This window comes from Bifidobacterium leontopitheci, from assembly GCF_009193355.1.
Classification (GTDB): Bacteria; Actinomycetota; Actinomycetes; order Actinomycetales; family Bifidobacteriaceae; genus Bifidobacterium; species Bifidobacterium leontopitheci.
Genome location: NZ_WBVT01000026.1, coordinates 13,862 through 33,329 on the forward strand (window position 1 = coordinate 13,862; position 19,468 = coordinate 33,329).

The 19,468-nt window shown below is 67.4% G+C and carries 16 protein-coding genes; 7 read left to right on the forward strand and 9 right to left on the reverse strand.

All coding sequences use genetic code 11. The features are described from left to right. Positions 1-39: 39 nt before the first annotated feature. The 6 genes from F7D09_RS07965 to F7D09_RS11460 form a co-directional block, all read right to left on the reverse strand. Positions 40-1,125, reverse strand: a complete 1,086-nt coding sequence (locus F7D09_RS07965) for an FAD:protein FMN transferase (protein WP_152234867.1) — start codon at positions 1,123-1,125, stop codon at positions 40-42. 427 nt (positions 1,126-1,552) lie between these two features. Continuing rightward, complete coding sequence (locus F7D09_RS07970) at positions 1,553-2,038, reverse strand: FMN-binding protein (RefSeq protein WP_193312389.1); 486 nt, start codon at positions 2,036-2,038, stop codon at positions 1,553-1,555. A gap of 318 nt (positions 2,039-2,356) precedes the next feature. Then, positions 2,357-3,193: an urease accessory protein UreD gene (locus F7D09_RS07975; RefSeq protein WP_152234869.1), complete on the reverse strand. Its 837-nt coding sequence runs from the start codon at positions 3,191-3,193 to the stop codon at positions 2,357-2,359. A gap of 358 nt (positions 3,194-3,551) precedes the next feature. Further along, on the reverse strand, positions 3,552-4,160 hold the full coding sequence (gene ureG, locus F7D09_RS07980) for an urease accessory protein UreG (protein ID WP_152234870.1): 609 nt from the start codon (positions 4,158-4,160) through the stop codon (positions 3,552-3,554). 227 nt (positions 4,161-4,387) lie between these two features. After that, positions 4,388-5,248, reverse strand: coding sequence for an urease accessory protein UreF (locus tag F7D09_RS07985; protein ID WP_152234871.1), 861 nt, complete (start codon positions 5,246-5,248; stop codon positions 4,388-4,390). A 159-nt stretch (positions 5,249-5,407) separates the two neighbouring features. Further along, a complete protein-coding gene (locus tag F7D09_RS11460; RefSeq protein ID WP_226836124.1) occupies positions 5,408-6,193 on the reverse strand; it encodes an urease accessory protein UreE in 786 nt (261 codons plus the stop codon). Positions 6,194-6,890: 697 nt separating this feature from the next. On the opposite strand from F7D09_RS11460, the gene cbiM reads away from it, so the two are divergent. The 3 genes from cbiM to F7D09_RS08005 all read left to right on the forward strand — a co-directional run bounded on the left by cbiM (position 6,891) and on the right by F7D09_RS08005 (position 10,146). Then, the gene (gene cbiM / locus F7D09_RS11185) at positions 6,891-8,270 is read left to right on the forward strand and encodes a cobalt transporter CbiM (protein ID WP_193312390.1); all 1,380 of its coding nucleotides are present in this window, start codon (positions 6,891-6,893) and stop codon (positions 8,268-8,270) included. Between the two features lie 23 nt (positions 8,271-8,293). Next, on the forward strand, positions 8,294-9,274 hold the full coding sequence (locus F7D09_RS08000) for an energy-coupling factor transporter transmembrane component T (protein ID WP_193312391.1): 981 nt from the start codon (positions 8,294-8,296) through the stop codon (positions 9,272-9,274). Positions 9,275-9,447: 173 nt separating this feature from the next. Then, entirely contained in the window at positions 9,448-10,146 is a 699-nt protein-coding gene (locus tag F7D09_RS08005; RefSeq protein ID WP_152234873.1) for an energy-coupling factor ABC transporter ATP-binding protein, read from the forward strand. 779 nt (positions 10,147-10,925) lie between these two features. On the opposite strand, the gene F7D09_RS08010 is transcribed toward F7D09_RS08005, so the two are convergent. From F7D09_RS08010 to F7D09_RS08020, 3 genes are all read right to left on the reverse strand, one after another. Further along, the gene (locus F7D09_RS08010) at positions 10,926-11,615 is read right to left on the reverse strand and encodes a hypothetical protein (RefSeq protein ID WP_152234885.1); all 690 of its coding nucleotides are present in this window, start codon (positions 11,613-11,615) and stop codon (positions 10,926-10,928) included. 1 nt (position 11,616) lies between these two features. Continuing rightward, complete coding sequence (locus F7D09_RS08015) at positions 11,617-12,636, reverse strand: NUDIX hydrolase (RefSeq protein WP_193312393.1); 1,020 nt, start codon at positions 12,634-12,636, stop codon at positions 11,617-11,619. A 333-nt stretch (positions 12,637-12,969) separates the two neighbouring features. Further along, positions 12,970-15,207, reverse strand: a complete 2,238-nt coding sequence (locus tag F7D09_RS08020) for an RNA degradosome polyphosphate kinase (RefSeq protein WP_152234874.1) — start codon at positions 15,205-15,207, stop codon at positions 12,970-12,972. A gap of 1,004 nt (positions 15,208-16,211) precedes the next feature. On the opposite strand from F7D09_RS08020, the gene F7D09_RS08025 reads away from it, so the two are divergent. From F7D09_RS08025 to F7D09_RS08040, 4 genes are read left to right on the forward strand one after another with little or no spacing between them, the layout of a single operon-like run. Next, the gene (locus tag F7D09_RS08025) at positions 16,212-17,087 is read left to right on the forward strand and encodes a septum site-determining protein minD, TadZ-like protein (protein ID WP_152234875.1); all 876 of its coding nucleotides are present in this window, start codon (positions 16,212-16,214) and stop codon (positions 17,085-17,087) included. Positions 17,088-17,092: 5 nt separating this feature from the next. Beyond that, positions 17,093-18,088 carry a CpaF family protein gene (locus F7D09_RS08030; RefSeq protein ID WP_152234876.1) on the forward strand — a complete coding sequence of 332 codons (996 nt, stop codon included), beginning with the start codon at positions 17,093-17,095 and terminating at the stop codon, positions 18,086-18,088. Further along, positions 18,085-18,885 carry a type II secretion system F family protein gene (locus F7D09_RS08035; RefSeq protein WP_152234877.1) on the forward strand — a complete coding sequence of 267 codons (801 nt, stop codon included), beginning with the start codon at positions 18,085-18,087 and terminating at the stop codon, positions 18,883-18,885. Before F7D09_RS08030 ends, F7D09_RS08035 begins: the two co-directional genes overlap by 4 nt. Beyond that, a complete protein-coding gene (locus F7D09_RS08040) occupies positions 18,882-19,439 on the forward strand; it encodes a type II secretion system F family protein (RefSeq protein WP_226836126.1) in 558 nt (185 codons plus the stop codon). Before F7D09_RS08035 ends, F7D09_RS08040 begins: the two co-directional genes overlap by 4 nt. The last annotated feature ends 29 nt before the right edge of the window (positions 19,440-19,468 follow it).

Here is a 19,468-nt window from a genome sequence, read left to right on the forward strand (position 1 = left end):
TGGTTGGTGTGCGGCGGCTGTGCGGCGGCTATGCGGCGGTCAGGGCACATGGCCGATGCTGCGGTCCGTGCCGACCAGGATGGCGGTGACATCGCCGCCGCTGCGGGCGGTGGATTCGCGGAACGCGGCCTCGCCGGCGCTGATCGCCGCGGTCGCCCACATGTCGGCGAAGATGAGCTCGGCGTCGATCACGGTCGCCTGCGCGAGGCCGTGATCGCGGCGCGTGATGTGCTCGCCGCGCTTGGCCGTGCCCGAGGTGGCGATGCCGGCGTTGCGCAGCGACACCGTGCACAGCGTGGGGAAGGCGCCGTCGGCGGGCGTGGCGGTTGCGCCGGAGCGTGTCTGGCCGCGTGAATAGCTGTCAGATCGGGCCGTCACGCCGTCGACGCCGGCGTTTGCGCTGGTTGCGGCCAGTGCGGTCTCTTCCAGTGGGATCGACGCCTCGGAGCGAGGGCTCGCCGAACCGTGCAACGGCGATGTCCGGCCGGTGCGGAACGGGTTCTCCACGCCGATGCGCCAGACGAAACCGCTCGTTTCCGCCACCCCGGTCTGGATGTCGCCGCCTCCGCCGATCGCCGCCGCCTCGCATTGCCCGTCACGGATCAGCGGTTGCAGGAACCGCTCGAACGCGCGCTGCACGGCCCAGCCCTTGACGATGCCGGTCGGATCGTACACGCCGGCGTGCATCGAGTCGAACGCGCCGCCGGTCAGCCGTTTCGCCTGCTGGCAGAGGGCGTACACCTCGGCGAATTCCGGGTCGGTCAGCAGTGCGGACCAGTCGCCGCGGCGGGCGCGGCCGACGAGCGAATCGGCACGGAATGGCGAGAACGCGCGGTCCACGTGGTCGAGCCATGCGGCAATCTTCGGCATGACGGAGTCGAGCAGCGGCGAGAGGGCCGGCGTCGGAGCAGACGACGGGCTGCCGGTGCCGGTTGTGGGATGCGCGGGTGGGGCGGTGGGCGTGGTGGATGCGGCGGCGGGTGCGGTTGCGCTGCGGCCGGCGGCATGGGGCGCGGTCGCGTCAGGGGCAGTTGCGTCGGTGCCGGTCGTGCCGGGGCCGGTGACCAGTTGCACAGTGAACGGGATGGTCATCGCGTGGATGACCCGTGCCTGAATCTGTGGCATATGCGGCTCCTTGGTTGTCGGTCGACGGGTGGACTGGTGTGCGAGGCGGCTGGCTGCGGGCGGACGGATGCGATGGCGCGGCTATGGCCGGGATGGCTGGCCGCTGGGCGCGGCTGACCACTGCAACGCCGCTGGTTTTCGCGGAATCGGGTGCCCGCGAGGGCGCCAATCGGAGATGTGGGTGTTTTGTTTGTGGTTGTTGGTGGTGATGCGGTGCGTGGAAAATCGTAGAAACGGCTTTATCAAGCCGTTTTTGGGCGGTCGTCGTAATCCGGTCTCCACGTATTCCGCCAAACGAAACACCCACATCTCGAAACGTTGGCATGTGATGGCGGAAACGTATCCCGATAATAGGTCGTGAGTGCAGTGTTTGTCTGTTTTAGTTGGTGATTAGGCCGCTGATCGGTGAGATTACCGCCTGATAGGGCTACTGCCCGGCGTTGATGGACTGGTTGATGGCGTCCTGTAGCGAATTGACGAACGCGGTCGAGGTTTCGGTGGCGCCGCTGATGAACTGGATGTCGGCGCTTTGCGCGCTGATCGCCCTGCTGGTCAGCTCGGGCAGCGCCTGCGCGTTGATGGACTGCGAGCGGCCCTCACTGGGGGCCTGCAGCGTGGTGATGGAGGTGATCTTGCCGCCTTCGACCTTCACCTCAAGCTGGATCTTCCCGTAGGCGTTCGGCGAGGCGACGCTTGTATACGTGCCGTCCTGCAGCGCGCCGACGGTCGAGGCGTCGGCGCTGCCCGACGAGTCCGCGTTGCTCTGGGCCGAGCCGCTGCCGCTGGTAGTGGTCGTCGGTTGGCTGGCGGTCGCGGTCTGCTGGTGCGGTTTGACGAACAGTAGGAAGGCGTCGGCGATCACGGCCAGACCGGCCACGGCCGCGACGAGTATGCGGGTTGCGTGCGCTTTCATGCGGTTCTCCTTGTGGATGATGATGTATCGATTCAGTATGCCCAACTGGTTCGAGCGTAACCGGCAGGTGCTGTCGAGAACGTTACCGTAACCTGAATGTTGCCTGAAATGTGACATAGTTCACTGGCTGATGCGAACAGTGCGCAGTGGCGCCGGCCATGACCCGGTTCCACGCGGTTTCCCGTCACTCTGCCCGCCCGGACAGCGTGACGTGGGGCGAGAACCCCAGTATTTCCAAGGGGCGACGCGCGTGCGTCACACTGCTCGGGCGGGCAGCGTGACGCCGGGGCGGCATCACGACAGTGTGACGGGCCGGCGTCACTGTTCGCCGTCGGTGACCATGCCGGCCACATCCTTGATGAAGTCGAACGCGTCATCGCCGCGCCCGGTGAGCACGCGCAGGCAGATTCCCTCGACCGCGCGGCTCACGCCCAGCTCGCCCACGAACCCGATATCGTCGGCATGCCTGCGAATCCGCTCGATCAGCGCATCCTCGGCGGCGATGCGGGCGGCGTCGTCGCCGGTGCCGTGCGGCACATGCGCGTACAGCACGCCGCAGTGGGTGAACGACCGCCACATGCCCATCTCGCCGTAATCGAACCGGTCAGGCTCCAGCAGCATCCGGTCGGCGAACGCCAGCCGGCCGCGCGGCTCGCCGTCGTCTGACGGCCCGGCCACGACCACGCGCAGACGGTTCGCGAACCGCCGCATCGCCCACCGCTCGTCCATGCCGACGCGGCCGCACGTCACCACATCCGCGTACACGAACGTCGACGTGGGCGCGATGCGCGCGACCGTCCGGTTCTCGAACGAGCTTCCACGGAACGGAATCACCGGGAACGGCAGGAACACTGCCGTCGCGCCGTCGTGCACGGTCAGGTCGATGGTACGCGACGCCGAACCGTCCGCCGTGTCCAGCACCTTCTCGTAGCTTTGCGTGCGGATCGTCGAGTCCGTGCCCGCGCCGAACTCGATGGCGATATGCGCCTCGTCACCCTTGAGGAACCCCGGTGAGGCGAGCATCACGATGAAATCCGTGTGCCGGCCGTCCTCGAACGGGGTCATCAGCTTGAACGGCGCCTCGAAATACACGTCGTCGACCTTCGTGCGCCCATGCCGGAACGCCGTGCGCAGACGGAACGTGCTGCTGCCCATATCTCCTCCGTTTCATGCCGTTCGTCTCGCCGCCACGAGTACGTTCCGTTTGGATTTTCTGACGAACCGTACTCGGATGGACTGCTACGAGTACGGTTCGTCAGGAATTCACGACGAACCGTACTCAAGATGGGTGGTCCGGGTACGGTCGGTCAAGAAATCCTGACGGAACGTACTCGTAGGACTGCTGTGGGTACGTTCGGTTGGGAAATTCTGACGAATCGTACCCGTGGATGCTGGTCCGGGTACGTTCCGTTGTGAAAACCGAACGGACCGTGCTCGGGTGGGGTGGTCCGGGTACGTTCGGTCAAAAAATCCTGACGAATCGTACCCGAACAGCCGCATGTCGCCGCGCTGGTCACATGTCCTCGAACAGCACCGACTTCTTGATCCAGTCGGTCACCTCATCGACGCCGGCGCCGCCCATCAGGTCAGTGAACACGAACGGACGGTCGCCACGCATCTTCCTGCTGTCGCGCGCCATCACATCCAGGTCGGCGTGCACGAGCGGCGCAAGATCGGCCTTGTTGATCACCAGCAGATCCGAGCGCGTCACGCCCGGACCGCCCTTGCGCGGAATCTTGTCGCCCTCGTCCGTGGCGATCACATAGATCGTCGCATCGGCAAGGTCCGGGCTGAACGTAGCCGACAGGTTGTCGCCGCCCGACTCCACGAACATAATCTGCACGTCCGGATGCGCGGCCGCCATCGCCTCGCACGCCTCCAGATTCATCGAACAATCCTCGCGGATCGCAGTGTGCGGGCAGCCGCCCGTCTCCACGCCCACAATCCGGTCAGGCGAGAGACGGCTGTGCTCGATCAGGAACTCCGCGTCCTCCTTCGTGTAGATGTCGTTCGTGACCACGCAGATGCTGTATTCGTCGGCCATCTTGCGGGTGAGACGCTCGATGAGCGCGGTCTTGCCGGAGCCGACGGGGCCGGCGACACCGATGCGTACGTATGACATGTGGGTTCTCCTTTGGGTTGGGTTGTGTGGGTGTGTGGTTTTGGGTTGTTGACGGTGCGGGGAACGGTGGCTGTGGGCGGTGGATATATGATGCTCGACACACTCAAGGCCGTTCGGCCAAGCCTACGGTCGAGCATCATATATCCACCGCCCACAGCCACCTCGCTGGGTGCGACGTCGCCGGTCCCGGTTTTGAGGGGAGGGGATTGGGAGGGGATTGGGATTGGTCAGCTCATGTAGAGCCTCGAGTAGAGGGTTTCGTGTTGCATGGCGGCGATGTCGAGGTAGGCGCCGGAAATGCCGAGGTCGTCGGGCTCCAACATCATCGCGACATCCACCGCCTGCACCAGCCGCGGAAACGAGTCATGCAACGCCACCTGGCCGGCGTACTGGCTGAGCGGAATCGCCTTCGCCGCGCACATCGTCAACGCACTCAGCAGCGAATAGCCGTACATGATCGCCGCGTCACGCACGTCAGGCGCATGGTCGGCCGCGTACAGTCCCATCGCGATCGCGTGCACGCCGCGGCAACGGCCCTCGCCGATCAGCCTCGCGTACCGGTCCAGCAAAGGGGACCCGGCCGCGGCGGCGGACGCTCGTTCGGTGGCGGACGCCCATGTCGTATGGCCGGCCGCGCGGTCCGCCGCATCCATCTGCCGCACAAGCTTGATGAGCCGCGTGCACATGCGCTCGCTGCCCTCACGGATCTCGCGCGCCGACTGCAGGGCGCTCGCCAGCTCGTCCAGTTCGACGAGCCGCCGCTCCAGCCGCTCGCCGGACGCCGCATCGTCCGACACTGCGTCGTTGGACACTGCACTGCCGGACACTGTGTCGCCGGACACTGTGCCGCCGGACTCGCGCGCCTCGACGCCATACCGTCCGGCCAGCGCCATCTGCCCGATCTCCTTGTACGGCGCGACCTCGAGATAGTTCTTCATATATTGCTCGAAATCCGCGCCGCGCCGCAGAAAGTCGCGCTGCACGAACGTCTCCATGCCGTTCGACAATGCGAACGCACCCACGGGGAACACACTGTCGCACACCTGCAGCATGGCGAGCCTGCGCGACTCGGTCTCGTTGACGTCCATATGATCCTTCCGGCTGTTCTGTGGTTGGCTGTGCGGTGGGCTGCTGCGGTGCCGGATGGCTGCGGCGCCGACGTACCTCGGGGGAGTGACGAGAGTCCTGCGTCGGGCGACGATCCGCTCGGGGCGACGATTGGGGCACCCGGCCGAAGCTCCGGCGGCTCAGTGGGTGTGCCAGGTACGGCCGCCGTCGTGACTGTGCGAGCCGTCCGGCCGGTGCAGCACGCCGTTCGTCTCGTATTCGCCGGGTTTCAGCTGGTATGGGTGGTCGGCGTCCACGTTCGGCTCTTCGACGATGTGGTGATGATGGCCGTGCGCGTGGTCGCCGTGATCGTGCGCATGACGATCATCGTGACCGTCGGCCGCGTCCGTCTCGTCCGCCGCGTGCGCGTGCACGTCCAGATGCCCCGCGGCCTGTTCGCCGGCGAACGCGGCGTCCGCCTCGGCCTCCTGCTCCTCCTCGGCCAGATCGCCGGTGGTCTTGCCGGTGCCCGGCACGATCGTGCCCGAACCGGCGTGCGCCTTGACGATGAGGAACCCGTCGAACCCGCCCTCGATGATGCGCGGCTCGAAGCCGATCTTCTTCGTGTACTCCATCGTCGGATGGTCGTACGGCACGAGCACGCGGTCGTTTTCGACCTTGAGGCTCAGATGCCGGTTGCCCAGCTCGAAGCACAGGCGGCCCATCTCCTTCATGGTGCTCACCGGGATCTCGATGAGCTGCGCGGTGCGGATCCGCGCAAAATACCGTTTGTCGTCCGTCTCGGCCAGCACATCGCCGTCCTTGATGGTCCGGCCGACCATCACACCGAACTCGGTGCCGTCCTCGGCGACCTTGCGCATGCGCTTCTTGTCGGTCTCGAACCAGTCGAATTCGATCGGCACGCTCAGCTTGCCGTCGTTCGGCGGGTTGTCGATGATGTTCCCGGTGATTTCCTTGGCTATCATCCGCGCTCCTTCTGTTGTCGTTGCCTGTGGCCGTCTGCCGCTGTCATCGCCTGCGCCGTCGGGCCGGGCGGCGGTTGCGTAACAGTGTAGGTGCGCGCATCGCGCCCCAATGTAACAGGCGCACGCCAAAGCCGGCCGCAAGCCGCAAAGCCCGCTGTTCCCGCGGGTTGCCGGCGTTCTCACATCGTGGAACGCGGCGCTTCGGGGCGCTGTGTGGATCGCGGGGCCTCGGCTAGGAGCGGTGGCACGGGAGAGGTTGCCGATTCCGCAGCCGGCCGCGGCCGCAGAACCGGCCTGCGCCGAGGCATATTCCGTATTCGTAGGTTCCCGTCGTGTGTACGCGGAGTCATTGCGTGCGGAAGAGCGTTGGAATCGCGCCGTTTTCGCGGCCGCATCGACGGCGTTTGCCGTACGGCGGCCAGACACTGCTCCTAAGAATACGGAATACCGCCCAAAACTCCGTGGTTTCATGCCCGGCGCCCGTCATTCGCGAACGCCGCCGCCTCGGCCTTTCGTAATCCGGCGCACACGCCCCTCCGCCCTGCCGCCGATTGCCGGACGACCTCCCCGCCGCCGAATCATAAGTGTGCTATGACATAACCATTCCCGCGTCACGCCGATGCCGCGCAACCGCGTGACCTCCACGCCACGCGGCGGCGCCACCCCGAAGACGCGAGCCCAACGAACGGAGGAACCCATGATCGACGTCCCCGCGACGACGCTGCCGTCCGACGGCACGCTCACGCTCGCGATGCACATCCCCGACAACTTCATCTCGCCGTCCACCTCGGCGGTCTTCTGGGTGGTCATGATCCCCATCTGGGCGCTGTGCCTGCGGTCCGTGATGCGCGAGGCGACGCCGGAACGCATGGCGTATCTCGGCGCCGGAGCCGCGTTCTCGTTCCTCGTCATGATGTTCAACGTGCCCACGCCCGGCGGCACCACGGCCCACGGCGTCGGCGGCGCGCTCATCGCGTTGCTGCTGGGGCCTCAGTACGCGACGGTCGCAGTGTCGGTCGCGTTGCTGCTGCAGGCGCTGCTCTTCGGCGACGGCGGCCTGCTGACGTTGGGTGCGAACTGCTTCAACATGGCGGTCGTGCTGCCGTTCGTCGCGTATGGGCTGGCGGCCGGTGTGCGACGGCTGGGTGCGCTGGGTGTGCGCGGTGATCGGCGTGCGGCGCGAAACCGCCTGGCCGACCGTGTGGGCGCGTTCGCCGGCGGATACGTTGGTTTGTGCGCGGCGGCGTTGTGCGTTGCGCTGGAACTGGGCGTGCAGCCGCTGCTGTTCCGCGCCGCGAACGGCCAGGCGCTGTACTTTCCGTTCCCGATTGCGGTGACGGTGCCCGCCATGCTGATTCCGCACCTGGCGGTCGCCGGCGTGGTCGAAGGGCTGATCACGGTCGTGGTGGTCGGATTCGTGCGCGACGCCGCGCCGGAGGCCGTGCGCGCGTGGGGGACGCGGGCGACGGCCGGTGAGGCGGCAGGCGCGGATGGTGACGTTTCGGCGCGAGCTGGCGTGGGTGCTGTTGTGGGTGCTGTTGTGGGTGCGGACGCGGTCGCGGGTGCCGTGCGGCCGGCTGCTGCGGTCGCCGGCGCTCGCGGTGTGCGCGGCTCCGCTGGGTCGGGCGTGGCTGATGTCCGCGGTGGCTTGCGTGGCGGCGGTTTGCGCGGCGGCGATTCGAGCAGTGGTGCCGTCCGCAGTGATGATTCGCGCAGTGACGCCGTTCGCAGTGGCGGTTCGCGCGTCGGCTTGCGTCGCCGTGCGCTGCGCATCGGTCTGGCGGTCGTCGCGCTGCTCTCGCCGCTGGGTCTGCTGGCCGCCGGCGATGCGTGGGGCGAGTGGGGAGCCGAGGATTTCATGGCCGCCACGGGACTTGACTATGTGCCGCAGTACATCGCGCACGGTTTCACGTGGAACGCGCTGCTGCCTGACTATTCGCTGCGCGGCCTGCCGGATGCGGCCGGCTATGTGCTGTCCGCGGTGATCGGCGTCGCGGTGCTGACCATCGTCTTCCGTCTGCTGGCCGCCGCCGCGCGGGGCGGCCGCAGCGCGCAAGCCGGGAGGGGCGCCGCCTGATGATCGCGCGACCGTCTGCCCGGATGACGCCGGCCGGGAACGCGCAGTCGGCCGACCGGCGGCCGTTCGGCTACGGCGAAGCGGCTGCGGCGTCGTCCGTTGCGTCGTCAGCAGCGTTGTCGTCAACAGCGCTGTCGTCAGTATCGTCGCCAGCCGCCGCATCCCAAGCTGGTCCGCACCCCGCAGCGCCGCCGCTTGCGCTCCCGGACTGGCTACGCAGGTCGGAAGACTATCGTCCGCCGCGCGACCGCTCGTCGTTCATCGGCCGCAACCTGACGCACCTTGGCGGCATGCTCGCCGATGTCGGCGCCGCGATGCCGCTCGACCGCAGTCCGCTCGACCGCGCGTTGTGCGCCGTGTCTCCTGCGCTGCGTCTTGTCGGCGTGCTCGCGGTGATCCTCTGCGCCGGACTCACACGCAACATGCTGTTCGCCTACGTCATGCTCGCGGTCGTGCTCGTGTCGCTGGCCGTGCGTCCGGCGTCGCTGATCGTCGCACTGCTCAAACCGGCGTTGGCCGTCTGTCTGCTCAGCTTGGCTGTCGCGTTGCCGGCCGTGTTCGTCGGCCAGTACAGTGCGCCGATGCGGCTGGTTGTGCGCGCGTTCGTGTCGGTGACGCCGGTGGCCGTGCTTGCGCTCACCGTGCCGTGGAACCGGCTGATCGGCGGCCTGCGTGCGCTGGGCGTGCCGAACGCCGTGGTGTACGTGTGTGATGTGACGATTCAGTTCGTCGACGTGCTCGGACGGTCGATGGTCGAGTTGCTGGAGGCGTTGCGGCTACGCAGTGTCGGACGAGACCGGGCCAAGCTGATGTCGGCCGGACGGCTGCTGGGCGTGCTGTTCCTGCGGGCGCATACGCAGGCGCGGCAGATGGCTGAGGCGATGGTGTGCCGCGGCTTTTCCGGCCGGTATCGCGTGCGCCGCGAGCCGTGGCTGACGTGGGCGAACGGCTGCTATGCGGTGGGTGTCGTGATGATGGTCGCCTTCGCCGTGTACTGCGGGTGAGCGGGGTGTGGGTGAGCGGTGCGCGGGGTGCGGGCGCGCGGGTGCAGGCTGCGGCGCATGGGTTGCGGTGCGGCAGATCGCGATGCCGCGGCTGAGGCGGACATATCCAGCTATCCGGCGCGGTCGCTCCCGGCAGGCAATCCCGGTATCATGAGTCGGGAAAGGAGGCGGCGATGTTCGACGGTGACCCGTTGATCGAGCTGCACGACATCGATTTTTCGTATCGAGGGGTCGGTGGTGGTTCGGTGCGGCAGGTGCTGCGCGGCTTTTCGCTGACGATCGCGCGCGGCGAATGCGTGGCGCTGCTGGGACCGAACGGCAGCGGCAAGACCACGGTCATGCGGATCGTCAACGCTCTGGAGTTCCCGGATGCCGGCACGTACCGGCTGGGTGGTGTGCCGGTCGAGCGCGCGGCCGTCGAGCGGCGCAACAGTGCGTTCGCCAAGTCTTTGCATCAGCATGTGGGATTCGTGTTCCAGAATTCGGATACCCAGTTGTTCTGTCCGTCAGTCGAGGAGGAGATCGCGTTCGGTCCGATGCAGATGGGGCTGCCGGAAGACGAGGTGTCCCGAAGGGTGGATGATGTCGTCTCGCTGTTCGGGCTGGAGGGGTTGCGCGGGCGAGCTTCGTACCGGCTGTCGGGCGGCGAGAAGAAGCGCGTCGCCATCGCCTGCTGCCTGTCGCTCAATCCCGACCTGCTCGTGCTGGACGAGCCGACCGACGGTCTCGACGAGCGTAACACCGACATTGTGGTCGACGTGTTGCGAGCGTTCGTCGCCGCCGGCAAGACCGTGCTGATCTCCACGCATCACCAGGATATCGTGGAGCGGCTCGGCGCACGGATTGTGCGGATCGAGCCGGCCGCCGAATAATGCAGGTGATGGTGCCGGATGGTGCGGCCACATGCGGGCGCAAGGATTTACGGAAAACGGGCGCTTCATCCGTAATATCTTGCGCTGGGGATGCGCCGCCGATGGGCTCGATGATTAGCGCCGCCGATGGCGCCACCGCAATTCATGGGGAAGGGGAGAGGAAGACGTCGACATTTACGCCGTCAAGAAAAGTGAAGCGCCGAACCACGAAAGCGCCTGTCGGCGCAAAGGCCGCTCGCAGCGGCAAAAAATGGAGCCCGGGGCTATGCATGGCCCGGCGCGGATATCAGTATAACCGATTCCGCGGTGATGCCGCCCGGCCGCGTGTTGCCGGGGCGACCCCGCGTCGTCACCGGTCCGTCTGGTCGCATATCGTCGGTCGCTCTTGCGTCACTCTGCTCGCCCGATCACGGTGACGCGGGTACGAAACCCCAGTGTTTGCAAGGGGTTTCAGTGGTGCGTCACCGTGATTGGGCGAGCAGAGTGACGGATTCGCCTTCCCTCTGGCGGTCGTTTCCCGCCAACATCCCGCAGCTCTTGGTCGAAAACGACCGCGAATAGTGCCTGCAGCGGTCGTTTTCAACTAGAACTGCGCGTCTGATGGTTGAAAACGGACGCCAACGACGCTGCTGGCGGTCGTTTCTGACCATAATCCGCCTGCACGCAGTCGAAAACGGACGCCACGGACGGCCATCTCACCACTTCTACCGCAGTTTCCGTCGCGGTCCCGCCGCAGCCGCCACCGTGACCGCAACCACAGCGCCCGCGCGGCGCCCCGCCTAATCCAGCTTCCCCTGCCGCCACAGCTGCGCGCCGTGCCGGAAGTCGCGCGACGTGACCATCAGATTGCCGGCGGTATGCAGCAGCCGGGCCGCCCGCTCGCGCTGCTCGATCGCGCTCATGCGCTTCGCCTCCACGTGCAGGCCCTGCGCCACCACGTCGGTGAACGCGCTCGCACGGTCCAACGCCACGGCGAAATCCCCGGTGAACGCGCCGGAGAGGATCGAATCGGCCAACCGCGCGATGTCGTCCTCGTCGGGTGCCTGGTCGATGCCGGCGATTGCCGACGCCGTGGTCGCCACCGGTTCGCCCAGCCGCCACAGACGTGAGATCAGGTCGCGGTCGCGGCGCATCCACGAACGCAACGTGTACAGCCGCCACATGATGCCCGGCAGCGAATCCGGCTCGGAGCGGCTCCACAGTTCGGCGATCAGGTCCACGCCTTCGCGGTCGACGAGCGTGAGCACGCGCTGCACGATCTGCGGATCGGTGTCGGCGTCGTGCCGCACGCGGTCGAGCAGTGCGGCCGCCGACGCGTGGCTCATTTCACTGACCACGCTCGGGTCGGCGCCGCCTGCGATGCCGTCGATGATGCCCGGGTCGATTTGGCCGGGGCGCGATGGGCGCGGGGAGCCGGTCGGCGTGAAGCCGGTGCGGCTGGAGACGACGGAACCTGAACCGTAATGCAAGCTAGTAGACAAGTGGCGTGACTTTCTGTACGTCGATAATGGACAGTTCCTCGCCCTTCTGCACCACGAACAGCGCGATGGCGGTGCCGGTGGGCATGTAGGGCGATGTGGGGATGAGTTTCTTGGCGAGCGAGTTCGCGGCGCATAGTCCGCGCAGATGCTCGAATATGCCGCCGATCACCGGTCGGTGCATGCACACGGCGGTCGCCCCGTGATGCCGGATCGTGAACTCCAGCTCGTACCGGAAGCACTCCCAGGCGGCGTCGGGGTCGGCGGCGAACGCGTCCTCGGTGAGCGGCTCGGCCATGTGCAGCGGCAGCCCGGTCTGCCAGGCGAGCATCTGGATGGTCTGCTGGCAGCGCAGCCACGGCGAGGTGACGAGTCGGGTGGGGTTGTAGCAGGCGAGTTCGCGGTCGAGCGCGTAGGCTGCGGCGGCGCCTTTCGGCGTGATCGGCCGCTTGCCGTCGCTGCCTTTCCACGCCTTGCGTGCCTCGGCCTTGCCGTGTCGCACGAGCAGCAGCATGTCGCCGTCCACGGCGCCCTGCTCAACCCGGTCGACGAACAGGGCGAGGATGTCGCGGTCGGTCGAGTGGGTGAGCATGCGGTGGGCGCGTTGGACGGACACCCACATCACCTGGTCGATTTCGCCGAGGTCGGCGCGGTGCACGGGGCCGAAGGCGTCGACGAGCCGTGCGTTCTCCTCGTCGCTGATGGGGCTGGCCATCCAGAACAGGATGTGCTTCGTGTCGACGGTGCGGTCCTTGGAACGGTTCTTCTTGCCCTCTTCGGCGAGCGGGTATTCGACCTCGCCGAGGAACGGGCCGAGCGCGACGGGCGTGCCCGTCTCCTCGCCGACCTCGCGCACGGCCGCATGCCGGTGCGTCTCGTTCGGCTCCAGCTTGCCTTTCGGCCAGCTCCAGTCGTCGTATTTCGGCCGGTGCACGATGCACACCTGCAGTGTGTCGAACACGGACTCGGCGCTCGCCGTGTCCGGCTGCCGTCCGGTGTCGGAGAATTTCATCCAGCCTTGAAAATCCGTGTTGCGCCGGTAGAGCACTGCTCCGGCCGCTTCTACGATCTTCACTTCGCCACTCACCCTTCCATTATGCCCCAGCGTGCGTCCTGACCACGTCGTGCTGGTGGCCGTCGGTTGTCGCGTTGCGACTGTGTATCGATTCATTCCGGGGTGGTCCGGTATGTCTCGGCTACGTTGTTTTTCCGGTTGTCCCAAGGAACGACGAAGGCCGACCCCGTGTGGGGCCGGCCATCGTCGAGATAGTTGGTACTACTGTAGCACCGGTTTGGAGTGAGCGTTCACGGACGCCGTTCCGCCGTGTCCGTCACGTCCGCCGTGTCAGCTGTTCGCACGCGGGCGGCGCGTGTGCTTGCGGATCAGGTACTCCTGGCAGTCGACCAGCGGACGGCCTTCGTCGTCGCGCGAGTGATGCACGTACGTGCCGTCCGGCTGCATGTGCCACGAGGCGGTCGAATCGGCCATCTGCAGGTCCACGTAGCGGATCAGCTCGTCGATCTGCTCCGGCGCGGTGATGCGCACCAGCGCCTCCACACGGCGGTCGAGGTTGCGGTGCATGAGGTCGGCGGAGCCGATCCACACCTCCGGACCGGAGATCGGGCCCTCGCCGATCTGCGGTCCATCCGAGTTGCAGAACGCGTAGATGCGGCTGTGCTCCAGGAACCGGCCGAGGATCGAACGCACGCGGATGTTATCGCTCATGCCGGGCACGCCGGGCTTGAGCGCGCAGATGCCGCGCTCCACGATGTCGATCTTCACGCCGGCCTGGCTGGCGCGGTACAGGGCGTCGATGGTCTGCTCGTCGACCAGCGAGTTGACCTTGATCTTGATCCACGCCTCCTTGCCGGCCTTCGCGGCGTCCTCCTCGCGGCGGATGCGCTGGATCAGGCCGGTGCGCACGGTGCGCGGCGCCACGAGCAGACGGTGGAAGCTGGACTTCGGCGCGTAGCCGCTCAGCTGGTTGAACAGTCGGGTCAGATCCTGGCCGACCACCGGGTCGCAGGTCAGCAGGCCAAGGTCGGTGTACAGGCGGGCGGTCTTCGGGTTGTAGTTGCCGGTGCCCACGTGGCAGTAGCGGCGCAGGCCGTCCTGCTCCTGGCGCACGACCTCGATGAGCTTGCAGTGGGTCTTGAGGCCGACGATGCCGTACACGACGTGCACGCCCGCGCGTTCGAGCTTGCGGGCCCACGCGATGTTCGCGTCCTCGTCGAAGCGCGCCTTGATCTCGACCAGCGCCAGCACCTGCTTGCCCGCGTGGGCGGCGTCGATGAGCGCGTCGATGATCGGCGAGTTGCTGGACGTGCGGTACAGCGTCTGCTTGATGGCGAGCACCTTCGGGTCGGCGGCCGCCTGCGCGAGGAACGCCTGCACTGACGTGGAGAAGGAGTCGTACGGGTGGTGCAGCAGGATGTCGCGCTCGCGGATGGCGGCGAAGATGTCCTGCGCACGGCTCGACTCGACCTCGGCGATCTGTCGGTTCGTGGTCGGGATGAACGGGCGGTTCTTCAGATCCGGACGGTCCAGCGACTGCAGCTCGAACAGCACGGTGAAGTCGAGCGGCGCGGGCAGGCGGTAGACCTCCTCCGGGTTGACGCCGAGCTGGTCGGCGAGCAGCTGGGAGAGGAACGGGCTGGTCGCGTCGGAGATCTCCAGGCGGATCGGCGGTCCGAAGCGGCGGCGCAGCAGCTCCTTCTCCATCGCGTTGAGCAGGTTCTCGGCGTCGTCCTCTTCGACGTCGATGTCCTCGTTGCGGGTGACGCGGAACGAGCGCGCCTCCTTGATGATCATGCCCGGGAACAGGGATTCCAGGTGGGCGATGATCAGGTTCTCCATCGTGATGAAGCCGAAGCGCTCCTCGCGGCTCTCCTCGTCGGTCAGGTCGTCGACGGGCACCAGGCGCGGCATGTTGCCGGGGATCTTCACGCGTGCGAAGTGCGACTTGCCGGACGTCGGGTTCTCGACGAGCACGGCGAGGTTCAGCGAGTTGCCGGAGATGTACGGGAACGGGTGGGCCGGGTCGACGGCGAGCGGCGTGAGCACGGGGAAGACCTGCTGGCGGTAGTAGCGCGACAGGCGCTCCTGTTCGGCGGTGGTCAGCTTGTCCCAGCTCAGCAGCACGATGTGCTCCTCGCCGAGGGCGGGCAGCAGCTTCTCGATCACGTAGTGCGCGTGCTCGTTCTGCAGGCGGTGGGCCTGCTCGCTGATGGCGCGCAGCTGCTGGCGGGGGCTCAGGCCGCTGGCGGCGGTGACGGCGATGCCCGTGTCGATGCGGCGCTTGAGGCCGGCGACGCGGACCATGAAGAACTCGTCGAGGTTGGAGGCGAAGATCGCGGCGAAGTTGCAGCGTTCCAGCAGCGGCTGGTCCTCGTCCTCGGCGAGTTCCAGCACGCGCTGGTTGAACTTCAGCCAGCTGAGTTCGCGGTCGAAGTAGCGGTCCTGGGGCAGCGGCTCCTCGCCGGCCCGAGGCTCGCGCTTGTCGGGTTTGTCGGTCTCGGCGATGTGCTCAGCGATTTGGCTGCGCAGAATCGCCTTGGACGGTGCGTCAAATGTTTGTGCCATGCATTCTACTTTAGGCGCGCCGGGGCCGGTTTTCGCCTGTGGCGTGTGAGAATTCAGCGGTTGTTTACCATCGGCCGGCGGCGGTCGCGCGGCGGTGGCGGATGTCGGGGCGCGGCGGGGTGCGACGGGCGACACGCCGTGGCGTGGAGGAAGTCGAACAGAACCGCACAAATCACGGTTTTTGGCGCACAGGAACGCACGGATTGGGCTGATTTGCGCGCGGATGCGCACATTTGCGATAAAAAGCGCACAAGGGTGCCGTGCAGGTTGCGACGGCCGGGGTGGCGGACTAATTTATGAGGTGCAAGGAAAACTCAAGAGCAGGCCCACAAGAGTGTATGGTCACGAAGGACTGTTACGTTGAACGGGCATTGGAAAGACTTACCGTTACGACGAGGAAGTTGTGCAGCGATCTGCTCGGGGTTGACTTGCTGAAAAGGCCCGCTCCGGCGGGCCTTTTCGTTTGTTCACGGCAGTCCCGCATCCCTCGGCCCCCTCGGTGGAGGGGGCTGTCTGAGCGTAGCGAAGACGGGGGGGGGAGCGTCGCCCGCAAACCGCTCGTCCCGCCCCCTTGGCCCCCTCGGTGGAGGGGGCTGTCGCGGCCGCAGGCCGTGACTGGGGGAGCGTCACCCGCTTCTAGCCCCGCCGCCCCGGTTATCCACAATTCCTGTGGACGACACGCCCGGGATGTGGATAACCGCCAAGCTCCGACCACATGACCCCGTTCGGGTTGCCGCCGCCTCATGACGTACGGTTCAATCGGCCTCATGAACATGCGTACCGTCTCACATTCGCCGTCGTCCCCGGGGCCGCCAAGGGCGCATCTGCCCGCGCGCGGCGGCCTGCCGGACCGGAGGAACCCGCCTCCGCGGACCCGCGCGCCGTCATCGTCGTCCTCGATGCTGCCGTTGCCGTCATCACCGTTGCCGTTGCCGCCATCGCCCGCGGTCACGGCACGCAACAGCCGTGCCGCGCCGCCCGGCCGCGCAAGGCAGCGGCCGCTTGTGCTGCCGCGTGACCTCGAACCATGCGCAGCCGACCGGTCGCTGGACGTCTCGGCGGATGCCGTGCTGCTGGCCAACGCGTCGGAAAGTGCGGTCGCATACGATGAGACGCCGATGCTGACGCCGACCGAACGTGGCAACATCACCGTGTTCTGCGCTGCTTCGGGCGGCATCGGCTCCAGCACGCTCGCCGCCATGACCGCGTGGCGTCTCAAGCAGCGCGGTCGAAGCTGCGCCTTGGCCGACTGCGACACCGACGCCGGTGGTCTTGACGTGCTCATCGGCATCGAACAGGAGGACGGCTTGCGGCTGCAGACCATCGACGCCCCGTTGGGCCGTCTCGACGCGGCCGCCTTGAACCGGGAGCTGCCGCACTGGGAGGGCATGCCCGTACTGGCCAGTCACCCCTGGCGTGGCGAACGGCCCGAACCATGGACGATGGCCGCCGTGCTGCGGGCCCTGGGCAAGGCCAACGACACCGTCATCGCGGATGCGGGCGGCATCGGCGCATGGACGTCCATGCCGATGCTGCACCCCTGCACGACGGTGCTGCTCGTGGAGCTGACCGTGCTTGGTCTGGCCCGGGGGCGCGCCGCCCTGGGAACGATCGGCGACTATGGCGGCCGCGCGCCGCTGATGCTGGGCGTGACGCCCCGCGGCTCCCCGTCACGGCGTGACATGGTCGGCCGTGAAGAAGCCGAATCGTATCTTCACGCCGAACTGCTGGGCACGGTGACGCACGAGCGGAAACTGCAGTCCGACATGGCCCGGGGATTGGGGATCCGCGCCATAGGGCGACGATCCCGAACCGCAGTGGATGCGCTCGCGGACGCCATCGAAGCGGCGTCGGACCGAAGCAAGGCCGACGGGAGGTGAACGCCATGATCGAATTCGGGCCGTTGGATGCGCTCTCGCGCGACCCGACGGTCACCGACGTCGCCATCACCTGCGAGGGGAGGGTGTGGGCTGATCGCGGCGACGGCATGGAGGAGCATCATCTCGCGACGCCGCTGCGCACCCCGCAGATCGTGCGCGAATACGCCGTGCAATTATGCGCCCAACTGGGCCGCCGTCTGGATGACGCCTGTCCGATAGCGGATGCCTCCAGCGGCGACGGCGTGCGCGTCCACGCGGTGGTCGCCCCGCTGGTGCCGCAGGGCGCGGCGGTGACGATACGGTTCCCGGACCGTCGCCGCACCGGTCTGCAGGACCTATGCGACCGCGGCCTGTTCCCGCGATCGTGGTTGCCGTTGCTGGACTCGCTGGTGGTGCGCCGGGCGCGCATACTCATCTCCGGCGGCACCGGCACCGGCAAGACCACGCTGCTGAAGGCGTTGCTGTCCCGATGCGACCCGCGCGACCGCATCGTCACCGTGGAGGAGGTGCGCGAGCTGGGCGGTCTTGCCCACGGCAACCACGTGTCGCTGGTGAGCCGCGAAGCGAACGTGGAGGGAGCCGGCGCCATCGGCCTGCCGGATCTGGTCAAGGCCACGCTGCGGATGCGGCCCGACCGCGTGGTTCTGGGGGAGTGCCGCGGCGAAGAGATCGCCGACCTGCTGCGTGCCTTCAACTCGGGGCATCAGGGCGGCATGGTCACGTTGCACGCCGACGGGGTGCGACGGGTGCCCGCACGTCTCGCCGCGTTGGGCATGCTCGCCGGACTTGACGCCCGGGCGCTCGCCGTCCTGGCCGAAGGGGCGTTCGACGTCGTCCTGCATCTGGACCGTGTGGACGGGCGACGTCGGATCGCACAGATCGGTCGTCTGCTCGTGCATGGCGACGAACTCGTCGGCGAGGCGGTCGCCGTGTGGGATGGCGCCGGCGCCGCCATGCCTGGCCCGGCCTGGGAACGATTCGCGGGGAGGTGGTCGGCATGATGCTATCGGCTGAAGCGATGATGGTCGCCGTGTTGACGATGACGCTGCTGTTGACCCGTCCACGCGCGGCGGAGCGGCTGTCCGCCGTTGCCGGAGACGTTCCCGATACCGCGACAGCGGCGCTCGCCGGCGTCTTGCGGAAGGCTGCTGCGCAGGCGGACGGTGAAGGGGAAACGCAGGGGCTGGCAGGGCAGTCGGCGCCGGGCATGGGGCTGGCGGCGTCCATCGCCGCCGTCGCGGCGGCCTCCCGGGCCGGTGCGACGGCATACGCCGCGTTCGCCTCGCTGGGCGGCGACGGTTTCGCGTCGCAGTCGCTGAGCGAACGCCGCATCCGCGATGTCCTTGACCGCCGAAAATCCAAGGACGAGACTGCCGCGCAGGTAGCCACCGTCGCCGCGGATTGCATGATGGCTGCCTCGCTGAGCGGCCGACTGGGCTGCTCGCTGGCGGACTGTCTGGATGTGGTCGGCCGGGATCATCGACGCTCCTGCATGATGCGTGATGCTCGTCGCACCGCGTTCGCCGTGCCCAAAGCCACGGTGTCGCTGCTCATGGGGCTGCCGGCCGCGACGATACTGCTTGGCGAGCTGATGGGCGCAGGCCCGTTGCGGTTCCTGCTTTCGTCGGCGCAGGGTCATGTCTGTCTGGCGTTGGGCGGGTTCGGCTATGTGGTCGGCGCGGTCTGGATGGCGGCGATGCTGCGAGCCGGTGGTGACGGCCAGAGCGGCGGCCGTGGAGGCCGTGTCGGTCGTGGTGATTGCGATGGCCATGGCCGTGCGGATGCGGGTGCGCCATGAGCTGGTCCATTATCGCCGCGGCGGCGGCCGCGGCATGCTGTCTGCTGTGTCGCGGCCGTGGCGTGGCGGCCAATATGCCGGACGATGACCGGCGGTCCGCAGCCGATGCGCGGTCCGGGAACGCATCCATCACGCTTGTGTTGGGCCTGCTGATGGTCTCGCTGCGCGGCGGCATGTCAATCACCGGCTCGTTGAGCAGCGTGGGGCAGGCCGTGGGCGGCCGTCTCGGCGACGGATTGCAGGCAGTCTGCGATGCGCTGCACGGCGGCGCAAGTTGGGATGAGGCGTGGCGGTCCTGCGATTTCGGCGATCGGGCCGACGTCGCGGTGACGATCAGGGACGCGTTGGAGCCATCGTGGCGGCATGGGGTGTCGCCGTCCATGCGGCTGTCCGCCGCCTTGCAGCAGTGGGATGCCGATGCGCGCGGACGTATCGAACGCGAGGCGGCGGCACTGTCGGTGCGGCTCCTGCTGCCTACGGGACTGTGCTTTCTGCCGGCGTTCGTGTTTCTGGGCATCATCCCCACGGTCGCGACGTTCGCCACGGGCGGCTGAGTGGTCGAAGCCGGCTGAGTTGTCCACAA